This is a genomic window from Myxococcales bacterium, from assembly GCA_016720545.1.
Classification (GTDB): domain Bacteria; phylum Myxococcota_A; class Polyangia; order Polyangiales; family Polyangiaceae; genus JAAFHV01.
The window spans coordinates 81,173-93,363 of the sequence record JADKKK010000001.1 but is presented as its reverse complement, the minus strand read 5'-3'; the positions used below and the strand labels follow the sequence as shown (position 1 = coordinate 93,363).

Below are 12,191 nucleotides of genomic sequence, written 5' to 3'. Positions count from 1 at the left end.
TGCCAAAGCATGGCAGCTGGCCGCGGCCTGTCCGGCGCGGTCCCCGGAGCCCCAGGGCGGCTGCCGCGCGCCGGGCTCGCCCCTCGGGGCCGTGGTACCTCTTGAGCATGGCCAAGCCCGCTGCGTCGCCCGAGGTCCTCGTCGCCCAGGTGGAGGCCGCGCTCGTCGACCGCGCGGCGCTCCCGCCGGCGGTGCTCCGCGGGCTGAAACGGCATTTGCTTGCGCTGCGCGGGCGGATCGAGGCGCTCGACTTCGAGGTCACGAGCACGTGAGCCGCTTCCGCGCGAGCGCGGCGCGGTCGAGACAAAATCGCCAGGAAACCCGCTTCCTCCCGCCCCGACGAGCGCGAGAGCTGACACGGGGCGAGCGAGGCTCTAGAGCACAGGGTGTGCGCGAGCTCATGAACTTCCTGGTCCAGTACGTGCCATTCTCGATCCGCACGGTGGTGTACGGGACGATCTCGCTGACCCTCGGCCCCTTCACGCGGGACCATCGCGCGAGCGTGTGGGCCATGCGCCGCTGGTCGATCGAGAACGCGCGGTGGCTCCGCATCGGCGTCGAGGTGGACGGCCAGGAGCACGTGCCGACCGACGGCCCGTTCGTCTATTGCTCGAACCACCAGAGCCACATGGACATCCTCGCGCTCGGCGCCGGGCTCCCAGGAGACTTCAAGTGGGCGGCCAAGCGCGAGCTGCTCGCCATTCCGTTCCTGGGCTGGCACCTGCGCCTCGCCGGGCACGTCCCGGTCGAGCGCAAGCGCGGCCCGCAGGCCGCCGCGGAGGTGATCTCGCGGTTCGTCGACGTGCTGCGCCGCGGGAAGGCCCTGCTCATCTTTCCCGAGGGCACGCGCTCCACCGACGGAAAGCTGAAACCGTTCAAGAACGGCGGCTTTTTGGCCGCGGTTCGGGCCGGAGCGCCCGTCGTGCCCGTGGCTCTGGACGGCACCTACGGGGTGCTGCCGCGCGGGAAGATCACCGTGCCCATCGGCGTGAGCCCCCGCATTCGCGTGCGCATCGGCGCGCCCATCCTGCCGCGCCGCGAGGGCGACGAGGCGGCTCGCGTCGAGGACCTCCGCCGGCGGTGCCAAGCCGCCGTCGCCGACCTCCTCGCGGGCCTCGAGGCCGAGCGTCGCGCGTCGGGTGAGGTCTCGCGAGCCGCTCGAGGCCTCGACGCACAAGCCCGCGCGCACTGACCGTCCGCCCAGTAGCGCGAATAGGACCGCCCCGAGTGGCAGCCTGCGAGGAAGTGCGGCTCGGCCGCGTTCTCGAAAGGTGGTCCCTCGATGTTTCGCAGCGTCGCCCTCCCGGCTCCGATCCCCGGGCGCCTCTACCTCCACGGCATGCCCGGTCGGCGCGAGCCGCTCGAGGCCGCCTTTGCTGCGCTCGGCGAGCTCGCGATCGACTGCGTCGTGTGCCTCTCCCCCCAGGACGAGCTCGCGCGCAAGTCACCCGAATACGCGCGCGCCGTCGAGTCGTGCGCGCTCGGCGTCCGCGCCGGGCTACCGTCGCTCGAGTGGGACCACCTGCCCATCGACGACCTGGGCGCTCCGGCGGACACGGCGGCGTTCTGGGCGGTCGCGAAGAGCGCGGCCAGCCGCCTCCGGTCGGGCGAGCACGTCCTCATCCACTGCGCCGCCGGCGTGGGCCGAACGGGCACGCTGGCCATCTGCGTGCTCCTCGCCCTAGGCGTCCCGCTCGACACCTCGCGCGAGCTCGTCGCGGCGGCGGGGGCGGGCCCGGAGGTCGACGCGCAGGAACGGCTGGTGACGGAGGGACGCGTGCCGAGCTGAGCCGTTGTCGACGGTCCGCGCCGACGCTCGGGTACCCCGGCGCGCCCTTTCGCGCTACATCTCCTCGAAAGAGGTCCCCCACTATGTCCATGCGTCTTGCCCTTGGCGCCCTCGGCGCGCTCTGCGTTGGTCTCTCCCTCTCCGCGTGCAGCAGCACGACCGCCGCGGCGGACGCGTCGACCGGGTCGCCCGACGCGACCACGCCCACTCCCGGCACGGACGCCGGCGACGCCGGGCCCGGGACGGCCTCGAAGGTTTGCCCCACCGCGGTCCACAAGACCGTGGTCATCGTCGGCGACTCGATCTCCGACGTCGGCAGCGGCGAGACCCGCGATCAGCAGGAGCCGTTCTATCGCACGCTCCTCGCGCAGAACGACGACGCGAAGTACCCGGACTGGAAGGGGTTCGACCTCGCCACCTGCTGGAAGCTCGACGCCACCAAGGTCGTCAAGGTGTCCAAGGGCGGCGCCATCGCCACGCAGAAGACCGACGGCAAGGCCTCGATCCTCTTCGATCAGGTGAAGAGCCTCCCGGCGACGCTCGAGGGCCCGGTCTTGGTCGTCGGCTCGATCGGTGGCAACGACGTGCTCGCCGGCCTCACCAACGTGCTCTTTGGCGACACCGTGAAGGCGAAGGCCGACGTCGACGCCTACGTGAAGGGCTTCGGCGCGGCGATGGGTGAGCTCACCAAGCCGGACCGCTTTGGCGCCGGCGTGAAGGTGAACGTGCTCATCACGAACATCTTCGACCCGAGCGATGGCACCGGCCGGTTCCGCTTCACCCCAGAAGATCGCAAGTGCACCGGCACCTTCCAGCTCTGGCCGGAGGGGCAGGCCACCGAGCCCGCGCTGGTTGAGTGGAACACCGCGATGACCACCGAGGCGGCCAAGTACCCGGGCGTCGCGCTCCTCGACCTAAAGGCGCTCTACAAGGGCCACGACGTGAACCAGGCCGCCGAGAGCAACTGGTTCTACAAGGACTGCATCCACCCGAACTCGGCCGGCCACAACGGCATCCGTGGCCTCTTCTGGAAGGGCATCGTCGGCCTGAAGTAGCGTCCCGCGTCGCGTCGACCCGCCGCGGCCTGCGCGGCGTCATGCGCGCCACGTAGTCAGGGCACGAAGCGAGACGCGACGAGGGAGGCGAGGCGCCCCCCGTCGCGTTGTCGCGTTGTCGCGTTGTCGCGTTGTCGCGTTGTCGCGTTTGTCGCGCCGCCGACGCCTCTCGGTCGCTTGGGCCCCCGGCGCCCCGTGTGCCCTCGCATCGCGTCCCAAGAAAAAGAAAGGGGCGAAGCGGGCACCGGGGTCGCAGAACGACGGGGCCGGTCAGAAAACTGACACGTCAGTCTACTTTTCCGCTAGCTCTTGGGAACTGACACGTCAGTCTACTCGTTGTGCTCGGGGGCCGGCGTCGGCGCCGACCCAACGATGTGTGCGTCGCGCGGCCGCTTGGGGCCCACCGGAGAGAAAAAGATGGCCACGAGCTCGGGGAAGTTTCTCGCGATCGGCATGGACGTGGGCTCCACCACGGTGAAGGCCGTCGTCGTGAACCCGGCGAACAAGCAGATCCTCTGGAGCGACTACCAGCGCCACCACACGAAGCAGCCCGAGTACGTGCTGTCGATGCTGGAGCAGATCCTCCAGGCCTTCCCGAACCACCCCGCGGACGGCTGGAAGATGTTCCTCACCGGCTCCGGTTCGGCGCCCATCTGCGCGCCCACCGGCGGCAAGTTCGTGCAGGAGGTGAACGCGGTCACCCTCGCGGTCGAGCAGCTCCACCCCGACGTGGGCTCTGTCGTCGAGCTTGGCGGGCAAGACGCCAAGATCATCATGTTCAAGACCGATCCGGCGACGGGCGAGAAGACGGCCACCGCGTCGATGAACGACAAGTGCGCGTCCGGCACCGGCGCCACGATCGACAAGTGCTTCCTGAAGGTGAACGCCCCGCCCGAGCTCGTCACCACGCTCCGGTTCGACGACTCCAAGCTCCACCACGTCGCGGCGAAGTGTGGAGTCTTCGCCGAGACCGACATCGTCAACCTCATCAAGAGCGGTATCCCCGCGACCGAGGTGCTCTGCTCGCTGGCAGACGCCATCGTCATGCAGAACCTCTCGGTGCTCACCCGCGGCGGCACCCTGAAGACGCGGGTCCTCCTGCTCGGCGGGCCAAACACCTACTTGCCCTTCCTCCAGGACTGCTGGCGCCTCCGCATCCCCCAGATCTGGGAGGAGCGCGGCTTCGACTACCCCCGAGACGTGCCGGTCGAGGAGCTCATCTTCGTCCCCGAGAACGCGCAGTATTACGCCGCGTTCGGCGCCGTCATGTACGGCCTCCACGAGCCCGAGGGCGTGGGCGTGCTCCGTGGCCTCGAGGGGCTCCACGAGTACATCACCACCGGCCGCAAGGCGCGCCTCGGCGAGAGCGCCGGCCCGCCCCTCTCGGCCACCGAGCTCGAGCTCGCCGAGTTCCGTGAGCTCTACAAGATCCCCAAGTTCCAGGGCGCCACCTTCACGCCCGGCCAGCGCGTGCGCGGCGTCATCGGCCTCGACGGTGGCTCCACGTCGTCGAAGGCGGTGCTCGTGGACCACGAGAGCGGCGCCATCCTGGCCAAAGGCTACCAGCTCTCGAAGGGCAACCCCATCCAGGACACGAAAGAGCTGCTCGCGCAGCTCAAAGCGTACGTCCACGACCAGGGCGCCGAGCTCGAGGTCACCGGCTTCGGCGCCACCGGCTACGCCGCCGACGTGCTCGAGGAGTGCGTGAAGAGCGACGTCAACGTGGTCGAGACGGTCGCGCACATGATGAGCGCCGTTCACTTCTTCGGCGACGTCGACGTCATCTGCGACATCGGCGGACAGGACATCAAGGTCCTCTTCATCAAGAACGGCGACATCCAGAACTTCCGCCTGTCGAACAGCTGCTCGGCCGGCAACGGGATGCTGCTGCAGGCGACGGCCGACTCGTTCGGCGTAAAGGTCACCGAGTTCGCGGACGTGGCCTTCAAGGCCGAGCTGGCGCCCAAATTCAGCTACGGCTGCGCCGTCTTCCTCGACACCGACCGCGTGAACTTCCAGAAGGAAGGCTTCTCCAAAGAGGAAATGCTCGCGGGTCTCGCCCAGGTGCTGCCGAAGAACGTGTGGCAGTACGTCGTGCAGATCCCGCGGCTCGCGGCGCTCGGCACCAAGTACGTGCTCCAGGGCGGCACGCAGTACAACCTCGCCGCCGTCAAAGCGCAGGTCGACTACATCAAGGAGCGCGTCCCCAACGCCGAGGTGTACGTGCACCCCCACACGGGCGAGGCCGGCGCGATCGGCGCCGCGATGGAGACCCGGAGGGTGGTGCGGCGCTCCGGCAAGAGCACCTTCATCGGCCTCGATGCGGCGATCCAGCTCGACTACACCACGAAGAACGACGAAGAGACCGTCTGCCACTTCTGCCCGAACGAGTGCAAGCGCACGTTCATCGACACGAAGACCCAAGACGGGCGCACGAGCCGCTACATCGCCGGGTTCTCGTGCGAGAAGGGCACGGTCGAGTCGAAGGAGGCGATGCTCTCCCTCGTGGCCGACCGCAAAAAGATCGCGCAGCAGTACCCGAACCTCGTCGACTACGAGGCGAAGCGCGCGTTCATGCACTTCTACAACCCGGCGCCGATGCCCCTCGAGGGCTCGCCCATCAAGGACATCGAGGTCCGCCGGGGCGTGTTCGGGCAGCGCCACGTGCCGATCACGAGGCCGTTCCGACGCTCCAACAAGGAGGCCTGGGCCGCCCGTCGTCGCGTGCGAATCGGAATTCCGCGCGTGCTCAACATCTACTCGACCGCGCCCTTCTTTCGCACCTACTTCGAGGCGCTCGGCATTCCCAAGCAGAACGTCGTGTTCTCGGACGAGACCACCGAGGAGATGTGGGTCGAGGGCGGCAAGTACGGCAGCATCGACCCCTGCTACCCGTCGAAGGTGGCGCAGGCGCACATCCACAACCTGCTCTTTTCCCACCACACGGAGAAGAAGCCGCTCAAGTTCCTGTTCTTCCCCATTCTCACGCACGTGACGAACTTCGTGGCCGACACGATGGACAACGCGTGCTGCCCCATCGTCGCCGGCGCCCCCGACGTGATGAAGGCGGCGTTCACGAAGGAGGTCGACTTCTTCGCCACGCGCGGCATCGAGTACCTCGACCCCTCCCTCTCGTTCGAGGAGCCGAACCTCATGGCGCGCCGCCTCTTCGAGACCTTCGCGGAGCGCCTAGGCATCACCGAGGACGAGAGCGATCACGCCGCACGCGAGGCATGGAAGGCGCTCACGATCTTCGACAACGACGTCGAGGAGAAGGGGCGCGCCATCCTGGAGACCGTGGAGGCGGAGGACCGCGTCGCCATTCTCATGATGGGTCGCCCTTACCACTCCGACCCGGGCCTGAACCACGGCATCCCCGACGAGTTCCAGCTCCTCGGGTATCCCATCTTGTCGGTGCGATCCATCCCGAAGACCCGCGAGTACCTCGACCGCTATTACAAAGAAGAGCTGGAGGCGGGCACCATCAAGACCCCGCTCGAGCTCAACCACGTGTGGCCCGAGAACTACTCGGTCAACAGCGCGCAGAAGGTGTGGGCGGCGAACTTCGCCTCGCACCACCCGAACGTCGTGGTCCTCGACCTGTCGAGCTTCAAGTGCGGCCATGACGCGCCCACCTACGCGCTCATCGACGGCATCATCGAGGCGAGCAAGACCCCCTACGCGGCGCTGCACGACATCGACGCGAACAAGCCCAGCGGCAGCATCAAGATCCGCGTGAAGACCTACGCGCACGCGCTGAAGCTCCACGAGGAGCGCCTCCAGGACGCGAGCGACAAGAAGCGCCAGCTCGAGCACAAACTCGACCAGAAGCGCCTCGAGCTCATGGAGCTCCGGGCCAAGCAGCTGGCCGACCGACAGACCAAAGACCCCGAGTTCCTCGCCCAGCTCGAGGACGTGCGGCGTCGCGTCCTCGCCTACGAGGCGCCCGTGCGCGCGCCCGAGCCCGAGAAGGGCGTCATTCGCCTGGGCAAGAAGACCAAGGACGGCATCGTGCGCGTCGCGGCGGGTGCACCGCCTGAGCCCCGCGCCGCCCACGCGCCCCACCCCCCCCAGGCGCCGGCGCTGCACGCGACGGCGGACGCCGAAGAGTAGGCGACACCCACGGATAGGCCGTCGGCGAGCGGCCTCGAGGTTTCACTCCCGCCCCGCGGGACAACGACAGACGTGTGAGAGGAATCGAACCATGAGCCAGCAAGTCAACGTCGATGTGGCCAAGAAGAAGCGACTCAAGGTGGCGGGGCAGGACCTCGACATCGACGCCGAGCTCGCCAAATTCGAGGCGGAGGAGCGCGCGCGCCTCGGGCTCGATGCGCCCACCCAGCACTGGGTCGAGGACATGGCGAACCTCACGTTCACGAAGGCCGAGCGCGCCGAGATCACGCTGCTCGTAGGCGGCCTCACCCTGGCCCACGACTACCTCGTCGAGGGGGCGCTGAAAGGCGTTGGGTACAACGTTCAGATGATGGACGTACCCAACAACGCCGCCTTCCAGACAGGCAAGGAGTTCGGCAATCGTGGGCAGTGCAACCCCACGTACTTCACGGTGGGCGCGCTCGTTCAGCACCTCATCACGCTCCGCGACAAGCACGGCATGACCGCCCAGGAGATCGTGAAGAAGTTCGTCTTCCTCACGGCCGGCGCGTGCGGGCCGTGCCGCTTCGGCATGTACGTGACCGAGTACCGCAAGGCGCTCCGCGACGCCGGGTTCGAGGGCTTCCGCGTGGTGCTCTTCCAGCAGACCGGCGGAATGAAGCAGGCCACCGGCGACGAGTCGGGCCTCGAGCTCACTCCGCCCTTCTTCCTCGCGCTCGTGAAGGCGCTCTTCACCGGCGACGTGCTGAACGCGCTCGGCTACCGCATTCGCCCCTACGAGGTGAACCCGGGCGACACCAGCCGAGCCCTCGAGCAGTGCAAGAAGATCCTGTACGCGGCGCTCGAGAACCAGACGAACATCCTGCTCGCGGTGTGGAAGTGCAAGCCCATCATGGCCGCCGTGAAGGTGAAGCGCACGCTCCCGAAGCCCAAGGTCTCCATCATCGGTGAGTTCTGGGCGATGACCACCGAGGGCGACGGCAACTACCAGCTCCAGGCGTTCCTCGAGGAGGAGGGCGCCGAGGCCGACATCCAGCTCGTGGCCGCGTGGGTGCTCTACATGCTGTGGGAGGCGCGCCACGACACCCTCGACCGCCAGAACCTGCGCAACGCCGACCACTCCAAGTACGGCCTCGGTGGGCTCGACGGCTTCGGAATCGGCAAGAAGCTCCTGATGGTGCAGGCGGGCGACACCCTCGTTCGCGCGATCTTCCAGACCTTCGCCCACACGATGGGGCTCTATGGCTACAAGCTGCCCGACATGGACGCGATCGCGACCGTGGCGCACCAGTACTACAACAACGATCTCCGCGGCGGTGAAGGCCACATGGAGGTCGGCAAGCTGATCCTGAACGCCACGCACAAGAAGGCGCACATGACACTCAGCGTGAAGCCCTTTGGCTGCATGCCGAGCGCGGGCGTCTCGGACGGCGTGCAGTCGGCGATCATCGAGAAGTTCCCCTCCACCATCTACTGCCCTGTCGAGACCAGCGGCGACGGGCGAGTGAACTTCTACTCGCGGGTCCAGATGTACCTCTTCAAGGCGAAGCAGGCCGCCGCCGCCGAGTACGCGGAGGCGCTCGCGGAGCACGGCGTGACGAAGCCGCAGGTCGAGGCCTTCCTCGAGGCGAATCCGTCCTACGCGAGCGCGCTCCACAAGGCGCCGCACGTCTACAACGGCAACGCGGCCGACCTCGTCGCCGAGATCGCGCCCTACATCACCATGACCCGCGCGCAGCGCTGGCGCTCGCGCCTCACCTCGTTCGCGACGGCCTCGCGGACCGTCGTGAAGAGGTCCCCCGACCTCGTGATTCAGCTCGTGAGGCGCGCGGTGGAGGAGGGGCCCGAGACCGCTCGGAAGCTCAAGGAAGACGTGGTGCTGCTCCGCGAGATCCGCGCCGCGAAGCGCGCGGCGAGCCCGCACGCCCAGGCCGCCGAGACCCTCGACGCCGCCGCCGAGGAGTGACCGCGGCGCGGCCCGCGCCAGCGAGGGCGCGCCGCGATGACGACGCCTCCGACCTCGCGGTCGGGGGCGTCGTCGTTTCTCCGCGGATGCGGCGTCCGGCCCTCATGTGAGGCGGGCGTCACGCACGCCGCGAGGCCGGGTGCACTCGTGACTGCTCGTCGCGGCCGGTTCGCCCGCCCGAAGTCTGGGCCGTCTCGAGCTGGGCATGAAACGTGCTAGCCGTAGCTCGCCGAGTCGACGAGTCGGTCAAGGAGCACATCGATGGACGCGACGGGAAAGCGTGGGGCGGGCGGGCGTGTGGACCTTGGCGACGACGTTCGGCGCGTGCGTCGTGGAAGGGCGTTGATGGGGGTTGGGGTCGTGATGTGCGGAGCGCTGGGCGCGCTCGCGTTCGCGGGCCCTGGCCACGTCGCGCGGGCGCCGAGCGCCGCAGCGCAGGTCGCGTCGTCCATGCTGCCCGCGGCGGCCGCGAGGCCCGCCGCTGCGCGAGGCGTCTCGGCGCCTGGCGAGTCGTTCGGTGGGCTCCCCGTGGCCTTCGAGGAGAACGTCGGTCAGGCGGGCGACGAAGTGCGCTTCGTCGCCCGCGGCGGCGCCTCGTCGGTGCTCCTCGCCCGGAACGAGGCCGTGTTCCTGCTGGGCGGGCGGGGTGAGCGGCGCGGACTTCGCGAGCCCGCCCCTGCCACGGCGAGCGCCCTCCACATGCGCCTCGCGCACGCGCTCCCGACGGCGGACGTCGTCGGTGAGGAGCTCCTCGCGGGGAGGGCCAATTACCTGATTGGCAATGATCCGTCGGCCTGGAAGCGCGGCGTCTCGCGCTTCGGACAGGTGCGGATGCGTGGGGTCTACGAGGGAATCGACGTCGTCTATCACGGCGGCGAGCATGGGGCGCTCGAGTACGATTTCGTGGTCAAGAAGGGCGCCGATCCGCGGCGCATCGAGCTCGCGTTCGACGACGCGCGGGGCGTGACCCGCGGCGAGGGCGGCGAGCTGCAGGTGGCGGTCGGGGCCGAGACCGTGATCATGAAGCCGCCCGTGAGCTACCAGATCGCGCACGGCGAGCGGAAGCCGGTGGAGGTCGCTTACCGCGTCCACGGCAAGAGCGCGACGCTGCAGGTCGGCGCGTACGATCCGGACCTCGAGCTCGTGGTCGACCCGATCATCAACTTCTCGACGTACCTCGGCGGCGCGGGCCAAGAGCGTGTCACGTGCCTGGCGCGCGATCCGGCGGGTAACCTGTACCTCTCCGGGGAGACGAGCTCCGTGAATTTCCCCACGAAGGGGAGCCCGCCAGGCGGGGGGGCGGCGCTCGGCGACGTCGACGCGTTCGTCACGAAGCTGAACCCGACCGGCTCGGCGGTGCTGTACTCAACCTACATAGGCGGTACGAGCACCGAGTACCTCACTGACAACTTCGCCGGATTCATCACCGGGCCTCGCAACTGCGCCGTCGACGCGCAGGGGCGCCTCCACGTGTCGACCACCACGTTCTCGGCCGACTTCCCGACGACCGTTGGCGCGTTCGACCGCACGCTGGGCGCCCTCGACGTCACCCTGAGCCGCCTCAACCCCGCCGGCGACGCCTTCGAGTTCTCGACGTATCTCGGCGGCTCGAACTCGGACTATTGGGCATCGATCGCGATCGACTCCACCGGCCACACCTGGGTGACAGGACACACGCACTCCAGCGATTTCCCCACCGCCAACCCTGTTCAGGCGACGAAACCGAACCCCGATCCCGACGATCAGGACGGCTTCGTGGTTCGCGTGAGACCGGACGGGAGCGGGGTGACGTTCGCGTCGTATTTCGGTGGCTCTCAGTTCGACTATCCGTTCGATGTCGCCGTGAACGCCGTGAACGACGCCTACATCGTGGGCGTGACCGGCTCCCCCAATTTCCCGGTCACGCCCGGCGCCTTCCAGACAGGCTACAGCGGCGGCTCGGGGTTGGGGCTGGGCGACGCGTTCCTCGTCAGGTTCAAGCTCGCAGGCGGCGGGGGCGCCACGCTCGACTACTCCACGTTCATCGGAGGAAGCGCGGATGAGGTGGGGCAGGCGCTGGCCCTCGGGGCCGACGGGAGCGTCTACCTTGGCGGTGTCACGAACTCCAACGACTTTCCAGGGCAAGTCGGTCGACCGGGCAGCGCGACGACGGCGATGGACGGCTTCGTTCTGAAGCTCGACCCGACCGCCAAGACGCGGGTCTACTCGCGCCTGTTCGGCCAGGAGCAGCTCGACGGCGTCTACGACATCGCCGTGAACGCCGCCGGCAACGCCTTCGTCGCGGGCACCGGTACGCTCGGCGCCACGACGGTGAACGGCTGCGGGCGGCCGGGGGATAGGGGCATCCTCGGCATGCTGAAGGTGGACGGCTCCGGCTGGGAGTACCTCACCCCGTTCGGGCAGGTGAACACCCAGATCGTCATCGACTCTGCGGACACCGTCTTCGTGGCAGGGTGGGGTCAGGCGAACGCGATCCCCGTGGTTGGTGCGGTCGCCCAGCCGACCTTCGGTGGCGGGACGACCGATGGCTACCTGCTCAAGATGGCGAAGCTGCCCAACGCCACGTCCACCGGCTGCGCGGGCTGCACGGGCGATTTCGGGGCGGGCGGAGCGCGCGACTGCCCAACGGCGACCCCGAAGTGCCTCTCGACGGGAGAGTGCGTCACGCTCGGCCAGTGCCAGGCCGATCCGGAGTGTGGCGGCGTGACCAGCGGGCGCGTGTGCGACGCGCGCGTGTGCAGGGATGGATGCCGCGGGCAGGGCGGCAACGGCTGCCCCTCCGGGTCGACGTGCACGTCGACGACCGCGGCGATCGGCCAGTGTGTCGCGGTCCCGGTAGACGCGGGACCCGACGCGCCGCCCCCGGTGGACGCCGCGCCCGGGCCCACGCCTGTCCCTGCGCCTACGCCGACCACGCCGCCCGCGCCCGTGCCCGCGCCCGTGCCCGCCGACCCCAACGACCAGGGCTCGCTCGAGGGGGGTGGCCTCAGCTGCGCCGTGGGCGCAGCGGGAAACGCTGCCCCAGGCGTCGCGGCGTTTGGCCTCTTGGCGCTGCTCGGGCTCGTCGCGCGGCGCCGCGCATCGCGCGACGACGCGGCAGGATGAGGACGGGCGGGTCGAAGCCCGCCCTCTCCGGCCGACGACTCGGCATTCCCGGGGGCTCCGCCCCCTTCGCCCGAGGTACGAGCGCCCCTTCGTCGAGGTGGCATACCTCGCTCGCCGTATCAATGCCGCCTCGAACTTGGTGCGGAGCGCCTCGTCGCACGAA

Annotated in this window: 7 protein-coding genes; all 7 read left to right on the top strand. The window is 68.9% G+C overall.

The window, feature by feature from the left end:
• Positions 1-107: 107 nt before the first annotated feature.
• The 7 genes from IPQ09_00395 to IPQ09_00365 all read left to right on the top strand — a co-directional run bounded on the left by IPQ09_00395 (position 108) and on the right by IPQ09_00365 (position 12,028).
• Positions 108-272 carry a hypothetical protein gene (locus IPQ09_00395; GenBank protein ID MBL0192679.1) on the top strand — a complete coding sequence of 55 codons (165 nt, stop codon included), beginning with the start codon at positions 108-110 and terminating at the stop codon, positions 270-272.
• A 128-nt stretch (positions 273-400) separates the two neighbouring features.
• A complete protein-coding gene (locus IPQ09_00390) occupies positions 401-1,192 on the top strand; it encodes a 1-acyl-sn-glycerol-3-phosphate acyltransferase (protein ID MBL0192678.1) in 792 nt (263 codons plus the stop codon).
• A 90-nt stretch (positions 1,193-1,282) separates the two neighbouring features.
• Positions 1,283-1,789: a tyrosine-protein phosphatase gene (locus tag IPQ09_00385; GenBank protein MBL0192677.1), complete on the top strand. Its 507-nt coding sequence runs from the start codon at positions 1,283-1,285 to the stop codon at positions 1,787-1,789.
• An 89-nt stretch (positions 1,790-1,878) separates the two neighbouring features.
• Entirely contained in the window at positions 1,879-2,844 is a 966-nt protein-coding gene (locus IPQ09_00380; GenBank protein MBL0192676.1) for a hypothetical protein, read from the top strand.
• A 417-nt stretch (positions 2,845-3,261) separates the two neighbouring features.
• Positions 3,262-6,957, top strand: a complete 3,696-nt coding sequence (locus IPQ09_00375; protein MBL0192675.1) for a CoA activase — start codon at positions 3,262-3,264, stop codon at positions 6,955-6,957.
• A 91-nt stretch (positions 6,958-7,048) separates the two neighbouring features.
• Positions 7,049-8,923 (top strand): 2-hydroxyglutaryl-CoA dehydratase, encoded by a 1,875-nt coding sequence (locus tag IPQ09_00370; protein MBL0192674.1) that lies wholly within the window; start codon positions 7,049-7,051, stop codon positions 8,921-8,923.
• A gap of 345 nt (positions 8,924-9,268) precedes the next feature.
• On the top strand, positions 9,269-12,028 hold the full coding sequence (locus IPQ09_00365; GenBank protein ID MBL0192673.1) for an SBBP repeat-containing protein: 2,760 nt from the start codon (positions 9,269-9,271) through the stop codon (positions 12,026-12,028).
• Positions 12,029-12,191: the final 163 nt, after the last annotated feature.